31 protein-coding genes are annotated in these 26,173 nt (G+C 73.0%); 19 read left to right on the forward strand and 12 right to left on the reverse strand.

Going from position 1 to position 26,173, the window contains the following annotated elements:
- Positions 1–17: 17 nt before the first annotated feature.
- Complete coding sequence (locus ACRAKH_RS02565) at positions 18–602, reverse strand: exonuclease domain-containing protein (RefSeq protein ID WP_380720070.1); 585 nt, start codon at positions 600–602, stop codon at positions 18–20.
- A 121-nt stretch (positions 603–723) separates the two neighbouring features.
- Here ACRAKH_RS02565 and ACRAKH_RS02570 point away from each other — a divergent pair, with 121 nt between their 5' ends.
- From ACRAKH_RS02570 to ACRAKH_RS02590, 5 genes are all read left to right on the forward strand, one after another.
- Positions 724–909: a hypothetical protein gene (locus ACRAKH_RS02570; RefSeq protein WP_380720072.1), complete on the forward strand. Its 186-nt coding sequence runs from the start codon at positions 724–726 to the stop codon at positions 907–909.
- Positions 910–1,008: 99 nt separating this feature from the next.
- A complete protein-coding gene (locus ACRAKH_RS02575; protein ID WP_380720075.1) occupies positions 1,009–2,397 on the forward strand; it encodes an NAD-dependent malic enzyme in 1,389 nt (462 codons plus the stop codon).
- A 9-nt stretch (positions 2,398–2,406) separates the two neighbouring features.
- On the forward strand, positions 2,407–2,880 hold the full coding sequence (gene moaC / locus ACRAKH_RS02580) for a cyclic pyranopterin monophosphate synthase MoaC (RefSeq protein WP_380720077.1): 474 nt from the start codon (positions 2,407–2,409) through the stop codon (positions 2,878–2,880).
- Positions 2,877–3,377 carry a MogA/MoaB family molybdenum cofactor biosynthesis protein gene (locus ACRAKH_RS02585; protein WP_380720080.1) on the forward strand — a complete coding sequence of 167 codons (501 nt, stop codon included), beginning with the start codon at positions 2,877–2,879 and terminating at the stop codon, positions 3,375–3,377. Before moaC ends, ACRAKH_RS02585 begins: the two co-directional genes overlap by 4 nt.
- Positions 3,374–3,799 (forward strand): molybdenum cofactor biosynthesis protein MoaE, encoded by a 426-nt coding sequence (locus tag ACRAKH_RS02590; protein WP_380720082.1) that lies wholly within the window; start codon positions 3,374–3,376, stop codon positions 3,797–3,799. Before ACRAKH_RS02585 ends, ACRAKH_RS02590 begins: the two co-directional genes overlap by 4 nt.
- Positions 3,800–3,919: 120 nt before the next feature.
- Here ACRAKH_RS02590 and ACRAKH_RS02595 read toward each other — a convergent pair whose 3' ends face one another.
- From ACRAKH_RS02595 to moaA, 3 genes are all read right to left on the reverse strand, one after another.
- Complete coding sequence (locus tag ACRAKH_RS02595; protein ID WP_380720084.1) at positions 3,920–4,594, reverse strand: transglycosylase family protein; 675 nt, start codon at positions 4,592–4,594, stop codon at positions 3,920–3,922.
- A gap of 379 nt (positions 4,595–4,973) precedes the next feature.
- Positions 4,974–5,240 (reverse strand): MoaD/ThiS family protein, encoded by a 267-nt coding sequence (locus tag ACRAKH_RS02600; protein WP_380720086.1) that lies wholly within the window; start codon positions 5,238–5,240, stop codon positions 4,974–4,976.
- Positions 5,237–6,295: a GTP 3',8-cyclase MoaA gene (gene moaA, locus ACRAKH_RS02605; protein WP_380720088.1), complete on the reverse strand. Its 1,059-nt coding sequence runs from the start codon at positions 6,293–6,295 to the stop codon at positions 5,237–5,239. Before moaA ends, ACRAKH_RS02600 begins: the two co-directional genes overlap by 4 nt.
- Positions 6,296–6,411: 116 nt before the next feature.
- Here moaA and ACRAKH_RS02610 point away from each other — a divergent pair, with 116 nt between their 5' ends.
- The 3 genes from ACRAKH_RS02610 (at position 6,412) to ACRAKH_RS02620 (ending at position 8,523) form a co-directional block, all read left to right on the forward strand.
- Positions 6,412–6,876, forward strand: coding sequence for a MarR family winged helix-turn-helix transcriptional regulator (locus tag ACRAKH_RS02610; protein WP_380720090.1), 465 nt, complete (start codon positions 6,412–6,414; stop codon positions 6,874–6,876).
- Between the two features lie 62 nt (positions 6,877–6,938).
- Entirely contained in the window at positions 6,939–7,733 is a 795-nt protein-coding gene (locus tag ACRAKH_RS02615; protein ID WP_380720092.1) for an HAD-IIA family hydrolase, read from the forward strand.
- Positions 7,734–7,791: 58 nt separating this feature from the next.
- A complete protein-coding gene (locus tag ACRAKH_RS02620) occupies positions 7,792–8,523 on the forward strand; it encodes a maleylpyruvate isomerase family mycothiol-dependent enzyme (RefSeq protein ID WP_380720094.1) in 732 nt (243 codons plus the stop codon).
- 424 nt (positions 8,524–8,947) lie between these two features.
- Here the strand turns inward: ACRAKH_RS02620 and ACRAKH_RS02625 are convergent, their stop codons facing one another.
- Entirely contained in the window at positions 8,948–9,325 is a 378-nt protein-coding gene (locus ACRAKH_RS02625; RefSeq protein WP_380720096.1) for a hypothetical protein, read from the reverse strand.
- Between the two features lie 145 nt (positions 9,326–9,470).
- On the opposite strand from ACRAKH_RS02625, the gene ACRAKH_RS02630 reads away from it, so the two are divergent.
- Positions 9,471–10,259 carry a metallophosphoesterase gene (locus ACRAKH_RS02630; protein WP_380720098.1) on the forward strand — a complete coding sequence of 263 codons (789 nt, stop codon included), beginning with the start codon at positions 9,471–9,473 and terminating at the stop codon, positions 10,257–10,259.
- 32 nt (positions 10,260–10,291) lie between these two features.
- On the forward strand, positions 10,292–10,675 hold the full coding sequence (locus ACRAKH_RS02635) for a VOC family protein (RefSeq protein WP_380720100.1): 384 nt from the start codon (positions 10,292–10,294) through the stop codon (positions 10,673–10,675).
- Positions 10,676–10,778: 103 nt separating this feature from the next.
- Here the strand turns inward: ACRAKH_RS02635 and ACRAKH_RS02640 are convergent, their stop codons facing one another.
- On the reverse strand, positions 10,779–11,153 hold the full coding sequence (locus tag ACRAKH_RS02640; RefSeq protein WP_380720102.1) for a YccF domain-containing protein: 375 nt from the start codon (positions 11,151–11,153) through the stop codon (positions 10,779–10,781).
- Positions 11,154–11,183: 30 nt separating this feature from the next.
- Here ACRAKH_RS02640 and ACRAKH_RS02645 point away from each other — a divergent pair, with 30 nt between their 5' ends.
- Positions 11,184–12,158 carry a Gfo/Idh/MocA family protein gene (locus tag ACRAKH_RS02645; protein WP_380720104.1) on the forward strand — a complete coding sequence of 325 codons (975 nt, stop codon included), beginning with the start codon at positions 11,184–11,186 and terminating at the stop codon, positions 12,156–12,158.
- Positions 12,159–12,186: 28 nt separating this feature from the next.
- On the opposite strand, the gene ACRAKH_RS02650 is transcribed toward ACRAKH_RS02645, so the two are convergent.
- Entirely contained in the window at positions 12,187–12,741 is a 555-nt protein-coding gene (locus ACRAKH_RS02650) for a TetR/AcrR family transcriptional regulator (RefSeq protein ID WP_380720106.1), read from the reverse strand.
- A 36-nt stretch (positions 12,742–12,777) separates the two neighbouring features.
- Here ACRAKH_RS02650 and ACRAKH_RS02655 point away from each other — a divergent pair, with 36 nt between their 5' ends.
- Positions 12,778–13,422 (forward strand): HAD family hydrolase, encoded by a 645-nt coding sequence (locus tag ACRAKH_RS02655; protein WP_380720108.1) that lies wholly within the window; start codon positions 12,778–12,780, stop codon positions 13,420–13,422.
- Here the strand turns inward: ACRAKH_RS02655 and ACRAKH_RS02660 are convergent.
- Positions 13,388–13,579, reverse strand: coding sequence for a hypothetical protein (locus ACRAKH_RS02660; RefSeq protein ID WP_380720110.1), 192 nt, complete (start codon positions 13,577–13,579; stop codon positions 13,388–13,390). The genes ACRAKH_RS02655 and ACRAKH_RS02660 overlap by 35 nt on opposite strands.
- Positions 13,580–13,705: 126 nt before the next feature.
- Between ACRAKH_RS02660 and ACRAKH_RS02665 the strand changes: the two genes are divergently transcribed.
- Positions 13,706–14,092 carry a cold-shock protein gene (locus ACRAKH_RS02665; protein ID WP_184691535.1) on the forward strand — a complete coding sequence of 129 codons (387 nt, stop codon included), beginning with the start codon at positions 13,706–13,708 and terminating at the stop codon, positions 14,090–14,092.
- A gap of 247 nt (positions 14,093–14,339) precedes the next feature.
- Here the strand turns inward: ACRAKH_RS02665 and ACRAKH_RS02670 are convergent, their stop codons facing one another.
- From ACRAKH_RS02670 to ACRAKH_RS02680, 3 genes are all read right to left on the reverse strand, one after another.
- Positions 14,340–14,816 carry a DUF2771 family protein gene (locus ACRAKH_RS02670; protein WP_380720113.1) on the reverse strand — a complete coding sequence of 159 codons (477 nt, stop codon included), beginning with the start codon at positions 14,814–14,816 and terminating at the stop codon, positions 14,340–14,342.
- 11 nt (positions 14,817–14,827) lie between these two features.
- Complete coding sequence (locus ACRAKH_RS02675; protein ID WP_447009600.1) at positions 14,828–16,492, reverse strand: MFS transporter; 1,665 nt, start codon at positions 16,490–16,492, stop codon at positions 14,828–14,830.
- A 69-nt stretch (positions 16,493–16,561) separates the two neighbouring features.
- Positions 16,562–17,293 (reverse strand): glutaminyl-peptide cyclotransferase, encoded by a 732-nt coding sequence (locus ACRAKH_RS02680; protein WP_380720173.1) that lies wholly within the window; start codon positions 17,291–17,293, stop codon positions 16,562–16,564.
- A 72-nt stretch (positions 17,294–17,365) separates the two neighbouring features.
- Between ACRAKH_RS02680 and ACRAKH_RS02685 the strand changes: the two genes are divergently transcribed.
- Positions 17,366–18,157: a DUF3027 domain-containing protein gene (locus ACRAKH_RS02685; protein ID WP_380720117.1), complete on the forward strand. Its 792-nt coding sequence runs from the start codon at positions 17,366–17,368 to the stop codon at positions 18,155–18,157.
- Positions 18,154–21,018, forward strand: coding sequence for a sacsin N-terminal ATP-binding-like domain-containing protein (locus tag ACRAKH_RS02690; RefSeq protein WP_380720119.1), 2,865 nt, complete (start codon positions 18,154–18,156; stop codon positions 21,016–21,018). Before ACRAKH_RS02685 ends, ACRAKH_RS02690 begins: the two co-directional genes overlap by 4 nt.
- A 412-nt stretch (positions 21,019–21,430) precedes the next feature.
- Here ACRAKH_RS02690 and ACRAKH_RS02695 read toward each other — a convergent pair whose 3' ends face one another.
- A complete protein-coding gene (locus tag ACRAKH_RS02695) occupies positions 21,431–21,694 on the reverse strand; it encodes a DUF2530 domain-containing protein (RefSeq protein ID WP_380720121.1) in 264 nt (87 codons plus the stop codon).
- Between the two features lie 161 nt (positions 21,695–21,855).
- On the opposite strand from ACRAKH_RS02695, the gene ACRAKH_RS02700 reads away from it, so the two are divergent.
- From ACRAKH_RS02700 to ACRAKH_RS02715, 4 genes are all read left to right on the forward strand, one after another.
- Positions 21,856–23,349 carry an NCS2 family permease gene (locus tag ACRAKH_RS02700; protein ID WP_380720123.1) on the forward strand — a complete coding sequence of 498 codons (1,494 nt, stop codon included), beginning with the start codon at positions 21,856–21,858 and terminating at the stop codon, positions 23,347–23,349.
- 17 nt (positions 23,350–23,366) lie between these two features.
- Positions 23,367–23,831: a MarR family winged helix-turn-helix transcriptional regulator gene (locus ACRAKH_RS02705; protein ID WP_380720125.1), complete on the forward strand. Its 465-nt coding sequence runs from the start codon at positions 23,367–23,369 to the stop codon at positions 23,829–23,831.
- Between the two features lie 91 nt (positions 23,832–23,922).
- Complete coding sequence (locus ACRAKH_RS02710) at positions 23,923–25,170, forward strand: MFS transporter (RefSeq protein ID WP_380720126.1); 1,248 nt, start codon at positions 23,923–23,925, stop codon at positions 25,168–25,170.
- Positions 25,171–25,180: 10 nt separating this feature from the next.
- On the forward strand, positions 25,181–25,945 hold the full coding sequence (locus tag ACRAKH_RS02715) for an ABC transporter permease (protein ID WP_380720128.1): 765 nt from the start codon (positions 25,181–25,183) through the stop codon (positions 25,943–25,945).
- The last annotated feature ends 228 nt before the right edge of the window (positions 25,946–26,173 follow it).

The following is a 26,173-nucleotide window of genomic DNA, read 5'->3' on the forward strand; positions in this document are numbered from 1 at the left end:
TCGGCCCCGCGGCGGGCTCACCGGTAGGCGTCGGCCGGGGTGGTGGGGGTGGTCGGCCACGCGTCACGCGCCCGCAGGTGCAGAACCAGGGCGGCGATGTTCCAGGCGTCGTCCTCGCCCCGGTGGTGCCTGCCCTCCAGCGGCAGGCCGGCGATCTTCAACGCCTGCGCCATGCCGGGACGTTTCCGCAGGCCGTGAGCCTGGGAGAAGACCAGCTTCGCGTTCCAGTGCCGTCGCCCGAACGGGTACCGCACGTCCCGGCACTGGCGGGCGAACTGCTTGCGGTCGTAGTCGCCCCAGCTCGCCCACGGCCGCACGCCCGCCTCGTGCTCGACCTCCAGCAGCCGGCACGCCTCGGCGAACGTCACCCCGGTGTCGACCTCGGCCTGCGTCAACCCCGTCAGCTCCGTGCAGAACGGGCTGACGGCCGACCGCTCCGGCCGCACGAGGACGCGGTTCCTGCCGACCCGCTCGCCCGCCGCCAGGTCGACCGTGGTCAACCCGATCTCGATGATCTCGTTCACCTGGCCGGGAGGCGGGTCGCCGTCCCAGCACGTCGCCTCGACGTCGATCACGTTGAGGAGTTCCACCGATGTGCCCACGGCCACCAGGCTAGGGACCGGACGGTGACAGGGCTCTCGATTTTCGCGCCCCGGCACGGTGGACGGCCCGTCGCGCCGGTGAGGCACACTGGTGCGCGAAACCGACCACCGAGGAGGAATCGTGGCCAAGGCCCGCCCCGAGCGCATCGACCCGCACTGGCCGGAGGCGCCGGCCGGCGAAGAGCACCCGGTCACCGAGCTCACCAGCGACGTGCAGGGCGCGCTGTCCCCGTTCGGCACGATCACCTTCCCGCTGCCGGTCGAGGACCTGGGTTACCGCCACCCGGTGACGGAGATCAACCGCTAGCACCCCGTGACGCGCGCGGCCGTCGAGCCGCGCGCGTTCCGTATTCGCGTGCGGACTAGGCTCGTCCCCCTCTTGAGCTGTGCTGTTCTGGGAGGTTCGATGCCGGTCCCCGGCCCTGGGTACTCGATCACCGTCCGGCTGGAGGCCCCGCCGTCGGCGTCGGCCGCCGGCGACCTCACCTCGGCGGTCGGTCGGGCCGGCGGGGTGATCACCGCGTTCGACGTGGTCGAGTCGCACACCGACCGGGTGATCATCGACCTCACGTGCAACGCGCTGTCGGCGAACCACGCCAAGGACATCACCGACACCCTGGAGCTGCTGCCGGGGATCGTGGTCCGCAAGGTGTCCGACCGGACGTTCCTGGTCCACCTCGGCGGCAAGATCGAGATCGCGTCGAAGGTGCCGCTGCGCAACCGCGACGACCTCTCCCGCGCCTACACGCCCGGCGTCGCCCGCGTCTGCATGGCCATCGCGGAGAACCCGGACGACGCCCGTCGCCTCACCATCAAGCGCAACACGGTGGCCGTGGTCACCGACGGCTCCGCCGTGCTCGGCCTGGGCAACATCGGGCCCGCCGCCGCGCTGCCCGTGATGGAGGGCAAGGCCGCGCTGTTCAAGAAGTTCGCCGGCGTCGACGCCTGGCCGGTGTGCCTGGACACCCAGGACACCGAGGAGATCATCCGCGCGGTCGAGCTGATCGCCCCCGTCTACGGCGGCATCAACCTCGAGGACATCGCCGCGCCCCGCTGCTTCGAGATCGAGGCCCGGCTGCGCGAGAAGCTCGACATCCCCGTCTTCCACGACGACCAGCACGGCACGGCGATCGTCGTCGTCGGCGCGCTGCGCAACGCCCTGCGCGTCGTCGGCAAGAAGATCTCCGACTGCAAGGTCGTGGTGTGCGGGGTCGGCGCGGCGGGCTCGGCGATCATCCGGCTGCTGCTCAAGCAGGAGCCCGGCGACGTGGTCGCCGTCGACGTCGACGGCATCGTCCACCGCGACCGGCCCGGCCTGGACGACAACCTGAAGTCCATCGCGGCCACCACCAACAAGGACAACGTCAGCGGCCGCCTGCACGACGCGCTCGTCGGGGCGGACGTCTTCATCGGCGTGTCCGCGCCGAACCTGTTCGGCGCCGAGCAGGTCGCCACGATGAACTCCGACGCGATCGTGTTCGCGCTGGCCAACCCGGACCCGGAGATCGACCCGATGGAGGCGCAGAAGCACGCCGCCGTCGTCGCCACCGGGCGCAGCGACTTCCCGAACCAGATCAACAACGTGCTGGCGTTCCCCGGCGTGTTCCGGGGCCTGCTCGACGCGCACGCCCGGACCATCACCGACGCGATGCTCATCGCCGCCGCGAACGCGATCGCGGACGTCGTGGACGGCGAGCGGCTCAACGCCTCGTTCATCGTGCCGAGCGTGTTCGACTCGTCGGTGGCCCCGGCGGTGGCGGAAGCGGTCCGCAAGGCCGCGACCGAATCGGCCTAGCATTCTGCTATGAGCAACCAGTTCACCCACCTGGACTCCAGCGGGGCCGCCCGCATGGTGGACGTCTCCGAGAAGGAGCCGACCACCCGCACCGCGGTCGCCTCCGGAGTGCTGCGCACGACGTCCGAGGTGGTGGCGTTGCTCGGCAGCGACGGCCTGCCGAAGGGCGACGCGCTGGCCACGGCCCGGATCGCCGGGATCATGGCGGCCAAGCGGACGTGGGAGCTCGTCCCGCTCTGCCACCCGATCGCGCTGTCCGGGATCAAGGTCGACCTGGTCCCCGGTGACGCCGAGGTCCGCATCACGGCGACCGTCCGCACCACCGACCGCACCGGGGTCGAGATGGAGGCGTTGACGGCCGTGGCCGTGGCCGGGCTGACGCTGCACGACATGGTGAAGGCGGTCGACCCGGCGGCGTCGCTGGACGAGGTGCGGGTCGAGCGCAAGGAGGGCGGCAAGACCGGCCTCTGGGAGCGACCGTGACGCCTCCCGCCGCGGCGGCGGCGCCCCGGACGGCTCGCGTGGTCACCGCGTCGAACCGGGCCTCGGCGGGCGTCTACGCCGACCGCGGCGGGCCGATCATCGTCGACTGGCTGCGGGAACGCGGCTACGACGTGCCCGACCCGGTGGTCGTGCCGGACGGCGAGCCGGTGGCCGAGGCGCTGCGCGCGGCCGTCGCGGACGGGGTGGCGGTGGTCGTCACGACCGGCGGCACGGGCATCAGCCCCACCGACCGGACCCCGGAGGCGACCCGGTCGGTGCTGGACTTCGAGGTGCCGGGCGTGGCGGACGCCATCCGGAACTCGGGCTGGCCGCGCGTGCCGACCGCCGTGCTGTCGCGCGGGGTGGCCGGTGTCGCGGGCCGCACGTTCGTGGTGAACCTGCCCGGCTCGACCGGCGGGGTGCGTGACGGGCTGGACGTGCTCGCGACCGTGCTGGAGCACGCCGTCGACCAGGTGTCCGGAGGTGACCACGCATGACCGAGGTCCTGCGCGCGACCGTCAGCGACGAGCCGCTGTCGGTGGACGAGCACGCGAAGCTGGTGGAGCACGCGGCGGCGGGCGCGGTGGTGACGTTCGCCGGGGTGGTCCGCGACCACGACCACGGGCGTTCCGTGCGCGAGCTGGAGTACGTGGGCCACCCGACGGCGGGCGCCGTGGTGGCCGAGGTGGTGGCGGACGTGGTGGGCCGGTTCGACGGCGTGCGCGCCGTCGCCGTGTCGCACCGGGTCGGTCAGCTGGCGATCGGGGACGTGGCGCTGGCGTGCGCCGTGTCCGCCGAGCACCGGGGTGAGGCGTTCGCGGTGTGCTCGGAGCTCGTCGACGAGGTGAAGCGGCGGCTGCCCGTGTGGAAGCGGCAGGTGTTCGCCGACGGCACCGACGAGTGGGTCAACATGCCCTGACCGGGCGGCACGGCTACGCGCGCCGCGGCGGACCCCCTGCAACGGGTTCGGGACCCCGGGCGCCGAGGGGGGCGTCCGGGGTCCCGGTTCCGTCTTGCGCCGGCTCGCGCCGACCGGAGATCACTTGGTGGCGATCTTGTGCCCCGGCAGGATCAGGTCGGGGTTCGGGATGAACTGCTTGTTGAGCTCGTGCAGCTTGGCCCAGCCGCCCTCGACCTTCAGCTCCTCCGCGATCTTCGACAGGCTGTCGCCCGACTTGATCTCGTAGTCGCCGTTGGGGTTGGTCGACGGCAGCGCCACGGTCACCGGAGCAGGGGCGGCCTGCTTCGGGGCGGGCGCGGCCTGCTTCGGGGCCGGGGCCTGCTGCTGCTGCTTCGGCGCGGCCTGCTGGACGGGAGCCGGCTTGGCCTTCGCCGGAGCCGGCGCGCCGCCGAGGCCCTTGGGGCCGCAGACGGGCCAGGCGCCGATGCCCTGGGTCTTCATGACGTTCTCGGCCACACGGATCTGCTCCTCGCGGGAAGCCTGGTGGGGCATTCCGGAACCGCCGTGCGAGGTCCACGTGGACGGCAGGAACTGCAGGCCGCCGTAGTAGCCGTTGCCGGTGTTGATGCTCCAGTTGCCGCCACTCTCACACGCGGCGACCGTGTCCCAGTTGACGCCGGAGCCCTGCGCGCTCGCGGTGCCCGCGGCCATCGCCAGCGGGGCGCCCACGATGACGCCGGCGACGGCGACCTTCGCGATGCTCCGGGCGGAGGAACTGGTGGTCGGGCGGTGCTTGCCTCGGTAAGAAGCCATTTCCCTCTCTGCCACCCGCACCTGCACGGCCGACTCGGGTTCGGGCCCGGTATGTCGTCCAGCTTCCCTGTCCGGCGGTTGTCTTTCGCTCGGGGTGTGTTCACGGGGCGCCGGTGGACAGGTTCGGTGCGAGGCGTCCCGGTGGTGCTCACGGTCGGTCGGGGCCAACCGAAGAGCGACGGTACGTAACCGCGAGCCTCATGCCAAACGTTCGTCCACGTGACGCACATCACAGTAACGCTGCCGGGTGACGCTTCGACTGCGGCGTTTATCCAGCTCAGGGCACCGTTATCGGTCTGTTTCCGTTCCGAGATCCGCCGAGATAGATCACGTTAAGTGAGGTACAGCTCACGCCTTAACCCGGACGTGTGGCGGAGTCTCAGCCACCGGCGAACGGCGGCAACACGTCCAGTTGCGCGCCCGCTGACACGGGCGTGTCGTGATTCCTGACCGCCACGCCGTCCAGGAGGAAGCTGCACGCCGGCAGCACGCGGGCCACCCGGTCGCCGTGCCGGCGCCGCACCGCCTCGATCGCGGACGCCACCGTGGCCCCGTCGCCGGTCAGCTCGATGCTCTCGTCGGGCACCCCCACCGCCGCCCGCGCGCCGGCGAAGTACCGGACCGTCAACCGCACCGACACGGTCACCCCCCGATCGCGCTCATGGGACGGTCCGGCTGGCTGAACCCGGCCGAGTTGATGCCGTGCCCGGCCGCCTTCACCCACGCGTTGCCCCGCCACCGGTCGGCGATCTCCTCGTCCGACGCGCCACCGCGCAGCAACGCCCTCAGGTCCGTCTCCGACTGGCTGAACAGGCAGTTCCGCACCTGGCCGTCCGCGGTGAGCCGGGTCCGGTCGCACGCCGCGCAGAACGGCCGCGTCACCGACGCGATCACGCCCACCACCGCCGGACCGCCGTCCACCAGCCACCGCTCGGCGGGCGCCCCACCCCGGTCGCCCGGCTCCGGCGTGAGCGAGAACTCGGCGCGCAGCGCGGCCAGGATCTCCTCCGCCGTCACCATGTCGGCCCGGTCCCACCCGTGCTGCGGGTCCAGCGGCATCTGCTCGATGAACCGCAGCTGGTAGCCGTGCTCCAGGCAGTGGCGCAGCAGCGGGACGGCCTCGTCCTCGTTCACGCCCCGCATCAGCACCGTGTTCACCTTGACCGGCGACAACCCGGCCTCCCGCGCCGCCTCCAGGCCCGCGAACACGTCCGCCAGCCGGTCCCGCCGGGTCAGCCGCAGGAACCGCTTCGGGTCCAGCGTGTCCAGCGAGACGTTCACCCGGTCGAGCCCCGCGGCCACCAACCCGGCCGCCCGCTTCGCCAAGGTCAACCCGTTCGTGGTCATCGAGACGCGCGGCCGGGGCGTCAGCGCCGCCGTCGCCGCGATCACGTCGTCCAGCCCGGGGCGCAGCAGCGGCTCGCCGCCGGTGAACCGGACGTCCGTCACGCCGAGGCGGGTCACCGCGATGCGGATCAGCCGCCCCAGCTCCGCGTCGTCGAGCAGGTCCGGCTTCGGCAGCCAGTCGAGGCCCTCCGCTGGCATGCAGTAGGTGCAGCGCAGGTTGCAGCGGTCGGTCAACGACACGCGCAGGTCGGTGGCGGTCCGACCGAACCGGTCCACCAGGAGCGGGGAGTCCGGCCGCTCGGTGGTGTCCGGGTTGCCGCGCACAACGGGTAGCCCCAACTCGACAGCTGTCACCCCTACCAGGGTAATCGGCTGACACTTGTGGGTGCTGGTGGAAATGGGGGACGGCGGCGCGTGGCGAGGGGGACGAAGATGCCGGCGCCGGGCCGGCAGCCGCTAAATTGCCTGACATGACGAGTGAGCACGAGGTGCCCGCCGACGTGCTGGAGCGGTTCAGCGGCTACGCGCGGGAGACCAGCGCGCTCACCATCCTGTTCCACAGCCGGGTGGCGGAGCAGATGGGCCTGTCGCCGACCGACGAGAAGTGCCTCGACCTCGCCCTGCGCGCCGACGGCCCCATCACCGCGGGCCGGATCGCCGAGCTGTCCGGGCTGTCCACCGGCGCCGTGACCGGCGTGATCGACCGGCTGGAGCGGGCCGGGTACGTGCGGCGGGTGCGCGACCCGCACGACCGGCGGAAGGTGCTGGTCGAGGTCACCGTCGAGGACGAGGGCAAGTTCAGCCACCTGTTCGCGGGGGCCCAGGAGACGCTGCGCGAGGTGCTGACGCGGTTCACCCCGGAGGAGTGGGACGTCCTGGAGCGCTACAACCAGAGCATCATCGAGACGTTCCGGCGGCGCGTGATCGACGCCTGACCGCCGTCGCGCCCCGGTCCGGTGGCCGCCCGAACGCGGCCGGAACTGGCAGCATTGGCGGCATGGCCGCTCAGTGGAACTACCTGATGGACATGGACGGCGTGCTCGTGCACGAGGAGCACCCGATCCCCGGCTCCGGCGAGTTCGTCGCCGAGTTGACCGCGAACGCCATCCCGTTCATGGTGCTCACGAACAACTCCATCTACACCCCGCGCGACCTGCGCGCCCGGCTCGTCCGCACGGGCCTGGACGTGCCGGAGACCGCGATCTGGACGTCCGCCCTGGCCACCGCGAGGTTCCTCGACTCGCAGCGCCCCGGCGGCTCGGCGTACGTGATCGGCGAGGCCGGCCTGACGACGGCGCTGCACGAGATCGGGTACGTGCTGACCGACCGCGACCCGGACTACGTGGTGCTGGGCGAGACGCGCACCTACAGCTTCACCGCGATCACCCGCGCCATCCGGCTCGTGGAGGAGGGCGCGAAGTTCATCGCGACCAACCCGGACGCCACCGGCCCGTCCCGCGAGGGCTCGCTGCCCGCCACCGGCTCCATCGCCGCCCTGATCGAACGCGCCACCGGCCGCGCGCCGTACTACGTGGGCAAGCCCAACCCGTTGATGATGAGGTCGGCGCTGCGCGCGCTGGGCGCCCACTCCGCGAACACGCTGATGATCGGCGACCGGATGGACACCGACGTGCGGTCCGGGCTGGAAGCCGGGTTGCGCACGATCCTCGTGCTGACCGGCATCTCCGCGGAGTCGACCGCCGAGCTGTACCCGTACCGGCCGACGCGGGTCGTCAAGTCGATCGCGGACCTCGTCGGCAACTCGACCAACCCGTTCCCGGACGAGTCCTGACCCTCCTGACCTGCGACGACACCGGAATTGTCGGACCCCTCCGCTAACGTCCGGCGGCATGGGGATCGATCACACCGGGGTCGTCGAGGAGTACAGCCGGTCGTTCACCGAGGCGGTGGAGGGCAACCTGGGCGCGCCCGTGCCCACGTGCCCCGGGTGGACGGTGGCCGACCTCGTGGCGCACCTCGCCGAGGTCCAGTCGTGGTGGACGCTGGTCGTGCTGGCGAAGGGCGCGCTGCCGGACGACGAGGCGGCGCGGCGTGCCGCGGACACCGGGCCGGACCTCGTCGAGGGGTGGCGGGAGATCAGCGCGCGGTACGTCGCCGTGCAGCGGGAGTACCCGTCGGACGGGCCGGCGTGGGCGTGGTGGAACGACGCCTCGCGCGACACCGCGGCGGGCGTGGCGTGGCGGCAGGCGCACGAGGCGGTCGTCCACTGCTGGGACGCCTGGCGGGCCGCCGGCGCCGTCCGCGCGATCCCGGCGGACCTGGCGGCGGACGGCGTGGACGAGTTCCTGACCCGCTTCCTGCACGGCGAGGAGTGGGCGGGCGGACGCGCGACCGTGGACCTGACCGCGACCGACACCGGGGCGACGTGGCGCGTCGGCGCCGGGGGTGCGGCGAAGCCGGCGCGGCTGGCGGTGTCGGACGTCCCGGCGGACGGTGTCGTCACGGGGACGGCCGAGCAGCTCTACCTGCTGCTGTGGCGGCGGATCGGGGTGGAGGAGGTGGTGGTGACGGGGGACGCGACCAAGGTCGACGCCGTGCTCCAGTGGCCGAACCTCACCTGACCCCGCCCTGACCTTCCGGACCCACCGCGCCCCGAACCGCCACCCGCCCGCTCACAGGCACGGGTGACCGGCGGACAGCGCATCCGGCCGCCCACGGGGGTGTCGCGGCTGGGTGGGTGCGGGCTGTGGGCTCGGTTGCGGCGCGGGGGTGCTGCGGCCGGGACGGGGGTTGCCCGGCGTCGGTAGGGCGAGCCGTGGCCCGGGACGGGGCTGCCCGGTGTAGGTAGGGCGTGCCGGTGGGTGTTGGGCCGGTCGGTGGGGCACTCGGTTGCGGCGCGGGGGTGCCGTGGCGGTGGTGGGTGTTCGGCCGTGGTGCGGGGGTGCTGCGGCCGGGACCGGTTGCCGAATTCAGCCCGGCGTGCCGACGGGTGTTGGGCCGGTGTCAGGGGTGTGGGGGAGCCATCGCCGGTGGGGGAGCCGGGGGTCAGGGGGTTGTGGGGTTCGGTGTGGGGGTGGGGGGCCGGCGGGGGTCGGGGGTTGGTACTGGGCGCAGGGTGCGTTGTGGGGCGCCGGCTCGGGACAGGTAGCGGCTGAGGTCGGGCGGTGGGGGTGGGTGGTCGGCGGCGCTGGGCACGCCGTTGAGGTGGTCGGCCATGCGTTCCGCCCGGTCGCGGAGGAGTTCCGCGCGGCCTGAGACGGGGCCCGCGCCGCCGCACGCGGCGCCGAGGCGGTCCAGCAGGTCCGCCTGCACGCGCAGCCAGTCGACGTGCTGCCACGGTTGCCAGGTCATGGCGTTGCGGGCGGCGATGGTGAGCATCACCTCGTCGACCTCGTCCGCGACCTGTTCCCAGTGCTCTCTCATGGCCGGTGAGAGGCGCGGACCCGCCGGGGCGTGACGGGCTGCCGGCCCGAACTCACCCCTGCGGGGGAGGCCCGGCCGAAGGGACCTCCGGAAGCACTGATCGACTTTTGGGCAGCACAGCCCCGCGTCGCTTATCGTCGCGCATGTGGAACGACCGCTCTTCGTGGTTGGCGACGTGCACGGGCACCTCGCCGAGCTGACCCGCGCCCTGCACGCCTCGGGCCTGGTCGACGCCGAGGGTGACTGGTGCGGCGGCGACGCGGAGCTGTGGTTCCTCGGCGACTTCGTCGACCGCGGCCCCGACGGCATCGGCGTCATCGAGTTCGTCATGCGCCTCGCCGAGCAGAGCGACGGCCAAGTCGACGCCCTCATCGGCAACCACGAGGTGCTGCTCCTCGGCATGCACCGGTTCGGCGATCGGAACGTCCCGGGCGCGCCGACCCCGCGCAGCTTCGCCCGCAGCTGGCTCCTCAACGGCGGCCTGCGCAGCGACCAGGACCGCCTCACCGACGCCCACATCGAGTGGCTCACCACCCGCCGCGTCCTCACCGAGGTCGACGGCCACCTGCTCATGCACTCCGACACCCTGGCCTACCTGGAGTGGGGCGCCACGATCGACGAGGTCAACGACGCCGTCCGGGACGTCCTCGCGAGCGACGACCTGGAGCACTGGTGGGAGTGCTGGCGCAAGATGACCACCCGCTACGCGTTCCGCGGCCCGGACGGCGCGGCGGTCGCGGACGAGCTGCTGGACGTGCTCGGCGGCTGGGAGGTGGTGCACGGCCACAGCGTCATCGCCGACCAGCTGGGCGTGCCGCCGGAGCAGATCGACGGCCCCCTGCGCTACGCCGACGGCAAGGTGCTGGCGGTCGACGCGGGCCTCTACAGCGGCGGCCCGTGCCTGGTCGTCCGACTGGCGGACCGCCCCGAGTAGGCGCAGCATGGCCCCACCCGCAAGGAGGCGCCATGCTCACCGCGACCAGGACGACGACGATCCTGCCCGTGTCCGACCCCGACCGGGCCGCGCGCTTCTACGGCGACCAGCTCGGCCTGAGGCCGCTCGGCCGCAGCGACGACGGCACCCGCCTGTTCGAGCTGGGCAGGGGCGACGCGCTCGGCCTCATGCCCGCCGAGCCGGGCGCGCAGACCGGCCACACCGTCCTCAGCTTCGAGGTGGACGACCTGACGGCCGAGATCGACGAGCTGCGCCGGCGGGGCGTCCGGTTCGAGGACTACGACCTGCCCGACCTGAAGACGGTCAACCACATCGCCGTGTTCGGCTCGGCGAAGGCCGCCTGGTTCAAGGACAGCGAGGGCAACGTCCTCTGCCTGCACGAAGTCGCCGCCTGAGCCCGCCGGCCAGCCCGCCCCGTCCAGCCCGTCCACCCGGCGAACCGGCAGCGAACCGACCGCGAGAACGGCCGGAACCGGCCGGGAACCGGGCGACGACCGCTCACGGGGCGGCGACGATCTCCTTGCCCAGCGGCATCAGGGACACCGGCACCATCTTGAAGTTCGCCACGCCCAGCGGGATGCCGATGATCGTCACGCACAGCAGCACGCCGGTGACGACGTGGCCGATGGCGAGCCAGATGCCCGCGACGACGATCCACACCACGTTGCCGATCAGCGACGCCGCGCCCGCCGTCGGCCGGTCCACGACGGTCCGCCCGAACGGCCACAGCGCGTAGTTCGCGATCCGGAACGACGCCAGCCCCCACGGGATGGTGACGATCAGCACGCAGCACACCACGCCGGCGACCACGTACCCGACGGCCAGCCAGAAGCCGCTCAAGACCAGCCAGATCAGGTTCAAGATGATCCTCACCTGCTCATCTTGCCCGATTAAGCTGCCCCCGTGTCCAACAAACTCCGCTGGGGCGTCGTCGCGACGGGCGGCATCGCCGACACCGTCACGGGCGACCTCCGACTCCTGCCCGACGTCGAGGTTCTCGCGGTGTCGTCCCGCGCCCTGCCGAAGGCGGAGGCGTTCGCGGCCAAGCACGAGATCCCGCGCGCCTACGGCGACTACACCGAGCTGCTGGCGGACCCCGACGTGGACGTCGTCTACGTCGCGACGCCGCACGTCCAGCACCACGCGGTGGCGCGGGCGGCGTTGGCGGCGGGCAAGCACGTGCTGTGCGAGAAGCCCGCGACGCTCACCGTCCCCGACCTCCAGGACCTGGTGGACCTGTCCCGCGAGCGCGGCCTGTTCTTCATGGAGGCCATCTGGACCCGGTTCAACCCGCTGGTCGCACGGCTGCGCGAGGTGATCGCGGCCGGTGACATCGGCGAGGTCCGGTCGCTTCGGGCGGACTTCGGGTTCACCCTCGACCACGACCCCGAGCACCGGCTGTGGAACAAGGCCCTCGGCGGCGGTTCCCTGTTCGACCTGGGCATCTACCCGGTGTCGTACGCGCACCTGCTGTTCGGCGAGCCGGAGACGGTCACCGCGCACGGCTCGCTGGTCGGCGGCGTGGACGCCGAGGTGGGCCTGCTGCTCGGCTACCCCGGCGGCGTGCACGCGCTGCTCGGGTCGTCGCTGGTCAGCCCGCTGAAGTCGGGGGTGGTCGTGTACGGCTCGCGTGGCCTGGTCGAGGTGCCGGACGGGCTGTACAACCCGACGCGGATGATCGTGAACGGCGTGGGGCACACGTACGAGCCGGAGGGCGTCGGGTACGTGCCGCAGCTGCGCGAGGTGGTGGACCGGGTGCGGGCGGGCGACGTGGAGAGCCCGTTGATGTCGCACGCCGAGTCGCTGGCGATCCTGCGCACGCTGACGAAGGCCGCCGGGCAGGTGGGCCTGACCTACGACGACGTGACGGTCGGCTGACCGGGCCGGCGACCGGCCCCGCGGCGGGTCACTCGGCGTGGCGCGGGGGTAAGAGGGCTTCGGTCACGTGGACAACGGCGTCCACGCGGCGCGTCCCCGGCGTCAGCAGGTGGCTCAGCGCGACCCGCACGATCGTGTCCGCGACCAGCCGCACGTGCGGCTCCGGCACGTCGGGCCAGTGCCGGTGGATGTGCTCGGCGAACACCGAGTTGGCGAGCGTGAGCACCGGCCGGCCCCTGGTGGTGAGGAACGGGAGCATGTCCTCGGCGTTCGTCCCGTTCAGCACGGACCTCGCCAGCGCGTCCCGCTCGGCGAGGTCGAACGCGAACAGGATGCCCCGGCGCAGCCCGTCCACCGGGTCGGGGCTGCCGGCGAGCCGTTCCCGCACGCCGTCGAGGAACTCGACGGTCTTGTGCAGCGCGACGGCCTGCAGGAGCCGTTCCTTGTTGCCGAACTCGTTGTAGACGCTCTGCCTGCTGACGCCCGCCTTGGCGGCGACCTCCGCCATGCGCAGGCCCCGGGAACCGTGTGCCGCCAGCAACTCCGCGGCCGCGTCGAGCAGAGCACGGGTGAGTTCCGTCACGGCGCAAAGCTTGGCACAGAGCCTAGAGTCCGACGCGTGCCGCTGACCGTGGGATTCGACCTCGACATGACCCTCATCGACCCGCGGCCGGGCATGGCGGCCGTGATGGACGCGGTGGCGGCGGAGTGCGGCCACCCGCTGGACGGCGCCCACTTCGCGGCGAACCTCGGCCCGCCGCTGGACATGGTCTACCGGGACTTCGGGGTGCCCGAGGAGGAGATCCCGGACCTGGTCGCGCGGTTCCGGGCGCTGTACCCGGAGGTCGTCATCCCGGCCACGGTCGCCCTGCCGGGCGCGGCGCAAGCGCTTGCCGCGGTGCGTGAGCTGGGCGGGACGACGATCGTGGTGACGGGCAAGTACCGGGCCAACGCGGCGCTGCACCTGGCCGCGCTGGGCTGGGAGGTCGACCACCTGTTCGGCGAGCTGTGGTCGACGGGCAAGGCGGAGGCGTTGAAGGCGCACGCCGCGGCCGTCTACGTGGGCGACCACGTCGGCGACGTGCGGGGCGCGAAGGCCGCCGGGGCGGTGTCCGTCGGCGTGACCAGCGGGCCGTGCGACGCGGCGGAGCTGACCGCGGAGGGCGCGGACGTCGTGCTGCCGGACCTGACCGCGTTCCCGGCCTGGCTGCGGGCGAACGCGGAGCGGCTCAGCGCCGGGGTCGGGAGCTCCTCACCGCGCTGAGCACGCCCAGCGCGAGGCCGGCGGGCGCGAGCAGCCAGCCCGCGGCGAACACCCAGGCGGGCAGGCCGGGTTCGCCCGCGACGAACAGCGCGACGATGGCCGCCACGCCGAGCGCGAACAACGCCACTGCCAGCGGCATCAGCTTCGGGGTCGACATGCGCTGGATGGTAGTCGCGCGATCGGAGGTGCCCCGGCGGTGGTGTTCTGGATAGTCTGGTGGGACGCGCCCTGGGCACGCCCTGGGGCGCGTTCGTCGTGTGATCGCAGAGGATTGGTGGGAACGGTGCCGACCGGCAAGGTCAAGTGGTACGACTCGGAGAAGGGCTTCGGCTTCGTCACACAGGACGGCGGCGAAGACGTCTACGTGCGGAAGTCCGCGCTGCCTCCGGGTGTCGAGGGCTTGAAAGCCGGTCAGCGGATCGAGTTCGGCATGGCCGAGGGCCGTCGCGGCCCGCAGGCGCTCTCGGTGCGGCTGATCGACCCGGCGCCGTCCGTCGCGGAGGCCCGCCGCCGGCCCGCCGAGGAGCTGCACGGCCTGATCGAGGACATGATCAAGCTGCTGGAGGTCAAGGTGCAGCCCGAGCTGCGCCGCGGCCGCTACCCCGAGCGCAAGAACACGAAGCTGATCGCCGACGTGGTCCGCGCCGTAGCCCGGGAGCTAGACCCGTAAACCCACGCCGCCACCGTCCGCACCCCCAGCCACGCGAGATCCCGTAGCCCTTCCCCCCGGCCGCGCGACGTCGAGTCGCCCTTCCCCCGGCCACGCGAGGTCGCGTCCCCCTTCCCCCTGGATGTCGCGAGGTCGCGTCGACCGTTCCCACCCGATTTCCGGCGATCACGCTTTTCCGATCGCCGGAAATCGGGTGGGAACGGTCGACTTCATGGCGACCGAGCCGCCGCCTGCGAAGCAGCGGCAATCAAACACGGTCGTCCACCGACAGGACCCACGTGCCGCGGGCGACGAAGTCGAACGCGCCCGTGGTGCTGGTCTCGATGCGCGCGCCGTACTGCTGGACCTCGACGCTCTCCAACTGGTCGTCGGGGTTCGGCAGCACGAGCGTGTACGCGTACCGGGGGTCGCGTTCGGTGAACAGCTTGCTGCGCAACGGCTCCTGCGGCTGGCCGCGCCCGTCGCGGTAGGTGAACTTCACCGACCACGCCGAGTCGGCCAGCTCTCCGGGCACGGAGATCTGCACCGGCTTGCCCGGCCGCACCCGCAGCACGCCCACCGCCGCCGGGTCGACGTCGCAGTTCTCGGACTGCACGTCGCAGTACTGGGTCGGCTTGACGTTGACCACGCGGCCGTCGGCGTAGAACGTCACCTCGGGCTCGGTGGCGGGGGCCGCGCAACCGGCCAGGACCAGCAGCGACAGGGGGAGCAGGACTCGGCGCACGGCAGCCGAGCCTACGTGCCCGCCCCCGGCACGACGGGCGCGGGGCGCAACGGGCGGTCGCCGCCGAGGCCGGGGATCAGCGTCGCGCCGCGCCGGGTCTGGATCGTCTGCGCCAGACCCACCGCGAGCAGCACCGACAGCACCGTGAACCCGATCCAGTACTCGGTGGGCAGCAGCACGCCGAGCGCGCCGCCGAACACCCAGCCGAGCTGGAGGATCGTCTCGGACCGGCCGAACGCGGACGCCCGGGACTCGTCGGGCACGTCGTCCTGGATCACCGCGTCCAGCGACACCTTGGCCAGCGAGCTCGCGGTCGCGCCGATCAGCCCGACCGCCGCCGCCGTCGCCAGGCCGGGCAGCAGCGCCGCGACGATCACCGACACGAGCGCGCCGACCAGGCACCCGATCACCACCTGGTCGGGCGCGCCGAAGTGCATCCGCGCGCCCACCGCGTTGCCGAGGAAGCTGCCGACACCGGCCGCCGCCGCGATCACGCCCAGCAGCAGGACCTGCATGAACGCGTCGCCCTCGGTCTGGGCGCGGACCACGAACGCGGCGAACAGCATCAGGAAACCGGTGAGCATCCGGATGGCGCCGTTGCCCCACAGCGCGACCACGACCGCGCGGCCGAGCGGCTGCCGCTTCGCCTTCTGCGGCTGCGCCCGCAGCGACGTGGGCACCTCGCCCTCGGTGACCTCCACCCACGACGGGATGCGCAGGCAGTAGTACGCGTTCGCCAGGCACAGCGCGGCGGTGAACCACAGCGCGCCCGGCGAGCCGAACAGGTTCGCGAACCCGGCCGCCACCGCGCCGAACACCCCGCCCGCGGCCAGGCCGAACACCGTCATCCGGGCGTTCGTCTTGGACAGCGTGATGTCGCGGGGCACCACGCGCGGCGTGATCGCGGCCTTCAGCACGGTGAACGACTTGGACAGCACCATGCTGCCCAGCGCCGCCGGGTACAGGCCCCAGTTGTCGAAGTTCAGCGCCATCGCGATCGCGAGGAACACGCGCAGCAGGCACGACACCGCCAACGCGACCCGCCTGCCGTGCTGGATGCGGTCGAGCGCCGGGCCGATCACCGGGGCGACCAGCGCGAACGGGGCCACGGTGATCAGCAGGTAGAGGGCGACCTTGCCGCGGCTCTCGCCCGTGGCGGCGGAGAAGAACAGGGTGTTGGCGAGCGCGACGGCCATCGCCGCGTCGGCCGCGTAGTTCAACATCACCGCGTAGGTGAGCGACGACAGGCCGGACTGCTTGGCGCCGTCGGCGTGCGCGGCCTTGCGGAACGCGGCCAGCGCCTGGCTGCTGAGCTGCCTCGTGCGGAACCAGGCGACGCGCGTGACGGTGAGCTTCTTCGGCAGCGTCGGCACGGTCGGCTTGTCGTCGTCCGGCGGCGGGGCGAAGCGGGCGGACTCGCGGTCGTCAGGCGCCCGGTCCGGCCTCGGCGCGCGTGGAGGAGGCGGTGGTGGTGGTTGGTGACCGCGCGGCGGCGGCTGCTGACCTCGCGGCGGCTGCGGACCACGCGGCGGCGGCTGGTGACCGGGAGGCGGTGGTGGCTGGTGGCCGGGCGGCGGCGGGGGCCCCGGGGTCGGGTACGGCCGAGTGCGCGGCTTGTACTCGTCGTCCTCCCACGGGTACCGCCGCGACGAATCTTCCGGCCGAGGGGGTGTCACACCCCAATCCTGCCTCACCGGGTGCGGGCTGTCCCACGGATTGCCGCCGGTGGACGCGTGGCGCCCGGCTCAGACGCCGAACCTCACCCGGAAGATCGTGGGCCAGTTCTTGCCCGTGACGAGGAACTCGTCGGTGCCCGGCACGGCGGCGATCCCGTTCAGCACGTCGCTGCGCGGCACGTCGGCCGGCCGCAGGACGCTCAGGTCGACGGCGGCCGTGACCCGGCCGTCGGACGGGTCGATGCGCACCACTTCGTCGGTCTGCCACACGTTCGCCCACACCTGGCCGCCGACGCACTCCAACTCGTTCAGGTGCTCCACGGGCCGCCCGTCCCGGCGGACCGCCACCGCGCCGGTCTCGGCGAACGTCCGCGGGTCGCGGAACACGAGCTCGTCGCTGCCGTCGCTCATCACGAGCCGGTCGCCGTCACGGCACAGACCCCAACCTTCACCCTCATAGGTGACGCGACGCACTTCCTCCAACGTGTCCCGGTCCCGCTCTATGGCCACGCCGTCCCGCCAGGTGAGCTGCCAGATGCGGTCGTCGACGACCGTGATGCCCTCGCCGAACAGCGGTTCCGGCAGGTCGACGCGCCGCTCCACCTCGCCCGTCTCGGGGTCCACGCGGCGCAGCGACGACTGTCCCTCCAGGCCGGTGCCCTCGTAGAGCACCCCGTCCACCAGCTCCAACCCCTGGGTGAAGGCGCCCCGGTCGTGCGGGACGGTGCCGAGCACCTCCACCCCGCCCGGACCGCCCGGCGGCGTCGAACACGCCGTCGACCAGACGAAGAGCACCGCCATCACGAGCCACCGCACGTCCGAAAGGGTGGCACGTGTGCACGGGACCGCGAAGACGTGCGGCACAATTCACCTGTGACCGCCACGCCGACCCAGCAGCCCAACCCAGCGCTCGCCGACCCCGAGGCAGTCCGGCTCGCCCGGGCCGCCGCACAAGAGGAGGCGGGCGAGGACCGCGTCGGCGACCACGTGGGAACGGTCGCCGAGGACGAGGTCTCGGTCACCCACCTGTTCGAGGCCGACCACGCCGGCTACCGCGGCTGGAACTGGGCCGTCACCGTCGCCTTCGCGGGCCCCGGCACGCCGCTGTCCGTCAGCGAGGTCGTGCTCCTGCCCGGCGACCACGCCCTGGTCGCGCCCGAGTGGGTGCCGTGGCACGAGCGCGTCCGCGCCGGCGACCTCGGCGTCGGCGACCTGCTGCCCACCCCGGAGGACGACCCGCGCCTCGCGCCCGGGTACGTCGGCTCGGACGACCCGGCGGTCGAGGAGGTCGCCCTGGAGGTGGGCCTCGGCCGCGTGCGGGTGCTGTCCCGCGAGGGCGTCCTCGACGCCGCCCAGCGCTGGCACTCCGGCGACTTCGGCCCGCGCAGCGAGATGGCCCGCAGCGCGCCCGCCACCTGCGGCACGTGCGGCTTCTACACCCGCGTCGCCGGATCGCTCGGCGCCGCCTTCGGGGTGTGCGCGAACGAGCTCACGCCCGCGGACGGCCACGTCGTGCACGTCGAGTACGGGTGCGGCGCGCACTCCGAGGTCGAGGTCGAGGGCGGGCCGCTGGTGCCGGTCGCCGAGGTCGTCTACGACGACGCGGTGCTGGACGTGGAGGCGAACCCGCGGGCTGAGGCGCCGGCCGACGAGAGCGGGAAGTGAGCGGGGGCCCGTTGGACCCGTCGGACCCGTTCGGCACCGCCGCGCTGCGCGAGTCGGTGCTGGCCGCGTGGCAGGGTTCGCCGACGCGGTTCCGCGAGGACGCCAACGCCGAAGAGGACCTCAGGCTCGGCGGCTACCGCGACCGGCTGCTGGTCGAGCTGGCGCAGAACGCGTCCGACGCCGCCGGTGACGCGCCCGGCGTGCTGCGACTGTCCCTCGTGGACGGTGAGCTGCGCGCGGCGAACACCGGCGCCCCCCTGGACGCCGCCGGCGTCGCCGCGCTCGCGTCCCTGCGCGCCTCGTCCAAGTCCTCCGACACGGTCGGCCAGTTCGGCGTCGGCTTCGCCGCCGTGCTCGCCGTCACCGACGAGCCGCGCGTCGTCTCCCGGTCCGGCGCGGTCGCCTTCTCCGCCGCCCGCACCCGCGAGGCCGTGCCGTCGCTCGCGTCCGCCCGCGGCGGCGACGTGCCGGTGCTGCGGCTCGTGTGGCCGTCCGACGAGACCGACGTCCCCGACGGGTTCGACACCGAGGTCCGGCTGCCGCTGAAGGTCGACCCCGAAGGCCTGCTCGCCGACTTCGCCTCCCAGGCCCCCGACCTGCTGCTCGCCCTCCCCGGGCTGCGGCGCGTCGAGGTCGGGCCGGACGCGTGGGAGCGGTCCGAGTCCGACGGCGTGGTCGTGCTCACCGGCCCGTCCGGCGCCCAGCGGTGGCTCGTGCACCGCGTCGAGGGCGAACTGCCGGCCGAGCTCGTCGCGGGCGTCGAGTCCCGACCCCGGTGGCACGTCTGCTGGGCGTGGCCGATGGACGAGCCGCAAGCCGGCGACGTCCTGCACGCCCCCACCCCGACCGACGAGAAGCTGTCCCTGCCCGCGCGGCTCATCGCCACCCTGCCCGTCGAGCCGTCCCGGCGGCGCGTCCTGGCCGGCGCGGCCGCCACGTTCGTGCTGGAGCAGGCCGCCCTCGCGTACCCGGCGCTGGTCGCCGCCCTGCCCGCCGTCGAGCGCACGTCGCTCGTGCCGCTGCCCGGCTTCCCCCTGTCCGAAGTGGACGACCGCCTCCGCACCGGGGTGCTGGAGGCGCTGCGCACCGCGCCCTGGCTGCCGCTCGCGGACGGCGAGTGGGCCGCGCCGTCGTCGGCGAAGGTGCTCGACCTGGCGTCGTTCGAGCTGGTCGAGCTGCTGGAGGACGTCGTGCCCGGCCTCCTCGACTACGAGCTGACGCTCCCGCCGCACGCCAAGGCGCTCGCGGCCCTCGAAGTGCCCCGGCTCGGCGTGGCCGACGTCGTCGACGCGCTGGCCGGCGTCGGCGGCGACCCGGCGTGGTGGCACCAGGTGTACTCGGCGCTGACCCCCGTCGCCGACGTCGACTCCACCGCCCGCGAGGCGATGGCCGCGCTGCCCGTGCCGCTGGTCGACGGCCGGTTGGTGAGCAGCCCGCGCGGCGTCCTCCTGGGCACCGACTCCGAGCTGTTCGACTCCGAGCTGTCGTCGGTGTCCGGCCTGCGCGTCGTCCACCCCGACGCGGCGCACCCCCTGTTGCTGCGCCTCGGCGCGACCGAGGCGGGCCCCGGCGAGCTGCTCGACTCCGACGCCGTGCGCGAAGCCGTGCACCGCAGCCTCGACGACCCGGCGCTGGACGGCCCCGACCTCGTGCGGACCGTGCTGCGGCTCGTGTCCCGCGCCGGCGGGCGGCCGTGGCTCGCCGAGCTGGCGCTGCCCTCGACCGACGGCGAGTGGCGGCGCGCCGACGAACTCGTGCTGCCCGACTCGGCGCTGCTCACCGTGCTGGAGGCCGACGCCCCGTTCGGCGTGCTCGACGCGTCCGTGGCGCAGGAGTGGCCGCGGTCCGTGCTGACCGACGTCGGCGTGATCGACGGGTTCACCGTGGTCGAGGACGACTCGCCCACCGAACCCGACCACGACCTCGCCGACGAGGGCTACTGGTGGGACGCGTTCGACGTGCCGCCGACCCGGGTCCTCGGCATCCGCGACCTCGACCTCGTCGCGCCCGACAAGTGGCCCCAGGCGCTCGCCATGATGGCCGCCGACCCCGTCGTGTGGCGTGCCGTGGCGGAGCCGGACGGGTACACGGGCTGGTGGCTGGCCCGGTACGCGACCATCGACGGCGTGCCGCTCGGCTCGTGGCGGCTGCCCGACGCGGAAGGCCTCGAAGGCCTCTACGACGTCGTGCCGCCAGTCGGCCTCCCGCCGCACGTGCTGGCCGCCGCCGGCGTGCGCACGTCGCTGGCCGTGGTGGACGAGGACGACGTCAAGGACTTGCTGGGACGGCTCGGCGACCCGGCGCGGGAGCTGTCCGACGCCCTGGTGCTGCGCGTGCACGCGTTGCTGGCGGAGGTGGCGGACTCGGTGAGCGTCGAGCCGCCGGACCGGGTGCGGGTGCTGACGGGGGCCGCCGAGCCCGCCGACGACGTGCTCGTGCTGGACCTGCCGTGGCTGCTCGGCGTGCTGCCGCCGGCGCAGGTGCTGGCGTCGTCCGGTTCGGCGTCGGAGCTGGCGGAACTCCTCGCCCTGCCGCTGGCGTCGGAGGAGGTGTCCGGTGCGGTCGTCGGTGACGGCGACGAGGTGGTGTGGTCGGAGCTGGGCGCCGTGCGGCTGGCGTGCGACCTGCTCGGGGTGGACCTGCCGGACGGTTCGCTGATCGTCCACGACGACCTGGTGGTGGCGGCCGAGGGAGCCGAGCACCCGGTGTCGTGGTGGGTGGACGAGGCGGCCGTGGTGCACGCCGCCGACACGCCCGAAGGGCTGGCGCGTGCGCTGGCGTGGACCACCGGTCGCTGGGATGATCGGCACACGTTCGCCGCCCTGATCGCCGACCCGACCCCCGCGGTGCTCCTGGGCTGACCCGGCTGACCTCGGGCGTCAAGATCACTCAAACGCATTAATGCGTCGGCGCCGGGTATGAATGGAAGCGCCGATTGCGTTGCCGGAAAAATGGAGGCGCGGCGCCACCGGCCCCGTCCAGGCTCACGGCTCGGTCACGTGCCCAAAGTCCGCCACGGCCCTGCCACCGCTCCACGACGCCACGCCGCCCGACGCCACGCCGCCCGACGCCACGCCGCCCGACGCCACGCCGCCCGACGTCACGCCCGCACCGCCGACGTCACGCCCGCACCGTCCACGACGACCTGACCGCGACCCGCCCGCACCGCCGAAGCGCCCCGCCCAGGCGCCACCCGCTCGCCCGCGGTGCCCGCTTGCCTGGCTGCCGCCTGCGGTCGTCGAGTTGGGAATGCCGGACGGCCCGGCCGACCGCTCAGTCCAAGCCCTGCTGGGCGGTGCGGCTGCCGCGCCGGGCGGCTCGACGTTGCCACGTGAAGATGCCGTAGCCGATGATCCCCAGCACGCCGCCGGACAGGCACGTCCACACCAGGATCGTGTCGTCCCGGCGGAACAGCAGCACGCCTGCCAACGCCAGCACCCACAGGCCCGTCCCCACCGCGATCGCGGGCACGGGGTCGGCCAGCTTCGGGGGTAGCGGCGGCGGGGGTGGGAGGGGTGTTGCGTCCTGTTCGGCCACGTCGGGCAGGCTACCTGCCCGAAACACGGGTGGGGCACGCTCTGCCTGCTCGGCCCAGCACCACCCGGCCTGCTCGGCCCGGCTCCACCCGCCCGACCCCGGCCGGGCAACCACCCGCACCACCGCTGTACCTGCCCGACCGCCCTGACCGAGGAGATGAGATGGCCACCGCCGACACCCCCGCCGCCGAGACACCCGCCGCCGGGCCGGCCCGCTCCAAGCTGGACGCCTTCTTCAAGATCTCCGCCCGCGGCTCGTCCGTCGGACGCGAGGTGCGCGGTGGGCTGGTCACGTTCGTGACGATGGCCTACATCGTCGTGCTCAACCCGCTGATCCTGGGCAGCTTCGCCGCCGACGACCCGTCCGCCAAGGTCGACGTCCTCGGCAACATCCTCACCATCCCGCAGGTCGCGGCGGTCACGGCGTTGGTCGCGGGCGTCATGACGATCCTCTTCGGACTGGTCGCCAACTACCCGTTCGCGCTGGCCACGGGCCTGGGCATCAACTCGTTCGTCGCCGTCACGATCGTCCCGCAGATGTCGTGGCCCGAGGCGATGGGCCTGGTCGTCGTCAACGGCCTCGTGGTGCTGCTGCTGGTCGTCACGGGCGTCCGCACGGCCGTCTTCAACGCGGTGCCGGCGGAGCTGAAGGCGGCCATCGCGGTCGGCATCGGGCTGTTCATCTGCTTCATCGGCCTGGTCGACGCGGGCTTCGTGCGGCGGCTGCCGGACGCGGCGGGCACGACCGTCCCGGTCGGACTGGGCATCAACGGGTCGATCGCGTCGTGGCCGACGCTGGTGTTCGTGGTGGGCCTGGTCCTCACCGGCATCCTCGTCGCCCGCAAGGTCAAGGGCGCGATCCTGATCGGCGTGCTGGCGGCGACCGCGCTGTCCATCGTGATCGAGGCCATCGTCGAGGCCGGCCCGTCCAAGGGCGTCAACCCGGCCGGCTGGAACCTCGGCTACCCCGCGCTGCCGGACCAGGTCTTCGGGCTGCCGGACCTGTCGCTCCTGGGTGACGTCTCGTTCGGCGCGTGGACCCGCGTGCCCGCGCTGACGGCCGCGCTGCTCGTGTTCACACTGGTCCTCACGGACTTCTTCGACACCGTCGGCACCATGACCGGCCTCGGCAAGGAGGCGGGCCTCATCGGCAAGGACGGCCGGCTGCCGGGCGTGTCGAAGGCGCTGTTCGTGGACGGCGTGGGCGCGGTCGCGGGCGGGGCGGCGTCCTCGTCGTCCAACACCGTCTACATCGAGTCGGCGTCGGGCATCGCGGAGGGCGCGCGGACGGGCCTGGCGAACGTCGTCACCGGCCTGCTGTTCCTCGCGGCCATGTTCCTCACCCCGCTGTACGCGGTGGTGCCGATCGAGGCGGCGGCGCCCGCGCTGGTCATCGTCGGCGCGCTGATGATCATCCAGATCAAGGAGATCGACTTCACCGACTTCTCCGTCGGCCTGCCCGCGTTCCTCACGATCGTCGTGATGCCGTTCACCTACTCCATCGCCAACGGCATCGGCGCGGGCTTCGTCAGCTACGTCGTGCTGCGCGCGCTCACCGGGCGGGCGCGCAGCGTGCACCCCCTGATGTGGATCGTGGCCGCGGCGTTCGTCGTCTACTTCGCGATCGGCCCCATCCAGGCCGTCCTCGCCGGCTGAGAGGGCAACTTCACATGATGGGCGTCGAGATCGTGAGGTATGCTAACTACGTGGCGGAGAGCGAGTCGGAAGTCGGATTGGCCAGTCGGTTGCGACTGGCCGTGGTCCGGCTGACCCGCCGGCTCCGCGCGCAGCGGGTGAACTCCGCGATCTCGCTCACCCAGGTGTCCGCGCTGTCCACGCTGCACAAGTGCGGACCGCTCACGCCGGGCGAGCTGGCCGCCAAGGAAGGCGTCCAGCCACCGTCGATGACCAGGGTGATAGCGGCACTGGAGGAGTACGGCTTCGCCACGCGCCGCCCCCACCCCACCGACGGCCGCCAGGCCATCGTGGAGCTGAGCGAGGCGGGGTTCGCCTACATCAACGAAGAGGTGTCCGCCCGCGAAGCCTGGCTGGACAAGCGGCTGGCCGAGCTGACACCGGAGGAACGGGGCGTGCTGTCGCGCGCCGCCGAGATCATCGACAGGATGGCGGGGCAGTAACGACGTGCCGGCGTACGCGGGTGGGGCAGAGACGGATCAGGTCGATCGCGACACAGCCGCACCCGCGCCGCCGCCGCCGAAGCGCTCCCGCATGTTCGGCTCCCTCCGCGTCCGCAACTACCGCCTCTACGCGTCCGGCCAGGTCGTCTCGCTCATCGGGCTGTGGATGCAGCGCGTCGCCCAGGACTGGCTGGTGCTGGAGCTGTCCGACGGCTCGGCCGTCGCCCTCGGCATCGCCGCCGCCCTCCAGTTCGCGCCGACGCTGTTCCTGTCCCTCTGGGCCGGCGTCCTCGCCGACCGGATGGACAAGCGCAAGCTCCTGCTGGTCCTGGAGAGCGCGTTCGCGCTGTGCGCGCTGGCCCTCGGCCTGATCGACGTCACCGGCGTCGCGCAGCTGTGGCACGTCTACGCGCTGTGCCTGGTGATGGGCGCGGTCAGCGCCGTGGAGACCCCCGTCCGGCAGAGCTTCGTCGTCGAGATGGTCGGCCGCGACCAGCTCGCCAACGCCGTCGCGCTTAACTCCATGACGTTCAACCTGGCCCGGATGGTCGGCCCCGCCGTCGCCGGCGTGCTGATCATCGTCATGGGCACCGGCTGGGTGTCCGTCATCAACGCCGTCACGTTCGCCGGCGTCCTGCTCGGCCTGCTGCTGATGAACCCCGCCAAGCTGCACCGGGCCGAACCCGTGCCGCGCGAGAAGGGCCAGCTGCGCGAGGGCCTGAGGTACGTGCGGCAGCGCCCCGACCTCGTGATCCTGCTCGTCCTGGTGTTCTTCATCAGCACGTTCGGGCTGAACTTCTTCGTCACCCTCGCCGTGCTGGCCCGCAACACGTTCGGCGGCGACGCCGACGCGTACGGCCTGCTGTCCACGATGCTCGCCATCGGCACGTTCGCCGGCGCCACCCTCGCCGCCCGCCGCAGCACGCGCGGCAAGCCGCGGCTCCGGCTGCTGATCATCGGCGCGCTGGCGTTCGGCGTGCTGGAGGTCGCGGCCGGCCTGATGCCCACGATGTGGCTGACGGGGGCGATGCTGATCCCGGTCGGCATCGGCATGATGACGTTCACGACCACCGCGAACGCGACCGTGCAGCTGGCCGTCGCGCCCGAGATGCGCGGCCGCGTCATGGGCCTCTACATGCTGGTCTTCCTCGGCGGCACGCCGGTCGGCGGCCCCGTCATGGGCTGGCTCGCCGAGCACTTCACCGCCCGCGCGCCCATCGTCTTCGGCGGGCTCGTGTCGATCGTGGCGGCCGTCGTCGGCGGGATCGTGCTGGCCCGGCGAGGAGGCGTCACCCTGCCGACCCACCGCCTCGGGCTGCGCCGCCGCGCCCGCGTCTGACAATGGCCCGGTGGTCATCGCAACGGACTGGGTCCGGCTGCTCGTCGTCTGCCTGATCTTCACGCTCGCCGCCGGCGCGGTGGTGTGGTGGGCCGGTCTGGCGTCGCCGAGACCCGTGGCGCGCGCGGCCGTGCGGGCGACGGCGCAGCTGGCCGCCGTGTCGGCGGTCATCGCGGTGGTGCTGGCGTCGCTGCCGCTGACGGCGGCGTTCCTCGTGCTGATGGCCGCCGTGGCGACGGGTACGTCCGCCGCGCGCACGAAGACTGGCCGCCGTGGCGTGTGGGTCGCCGCCGCGATCCTCACCGGGACGGTGCCCGCGGTCGCGGTGCTGGTGGTCACCGGTCTCGTGCCGTTGCGGGGGATCGCTCTGGTGCCCGTGGGCGGCATCCTGATCGGCGGCGCGATGACCGCCACCACGCTGTCCGTCCGCCGTGCGCTCGACACCCTGCGGGACCGGCACGGCGAGTACGAGGCCGCGCTGGCGCTGGGATTCACCGAGCCCGTGGCGGTGCGGGAGCTGATCCGCCGACCCGCCGCCGAGGCGCTGATCCCGGCGCTCGACCAGACCCGGACCGTCGGCCTGGTGACGTTGCCGGGGGCGTTCGTCGGGATGCTGCTCGGCGGCGCGCCGGTGTGGCAGGCGGGGGCGTTGCAGCTCGTCGTGCTGCTGGGCCTGCTGGCGGTGGAGGCGGTGGCGATCGCGGTGGTCGTGGAGCTGGTCGCGCGCGGTCTGGTGAGACGGACTGGTGCCGCAGGAGAAGTTAGGCTAACCTAAGTGGCGTCGCTTCGTGGTGGGAGCGGCAGTCAGTTCGGGAACAGACGAGGCCCCGCCTCCCGGTCGTACCGCCGGGTCGGTGGGGCCTCGTCGTGCCGGTCGCCGCCTCGCCGGATCGGTTCGCCGCCCACTCCCCGGCGCGAAGTCGCCTCTCCGCCGGCGTGAAGTCGCCCACGTGCCCACGTGCCCGCGCGCCCACGCGCACGGGCAAAACTGAGGTGCCTTCGC

The organism is Saccharothrix hoggarensis (assembly GCF_052936025.1).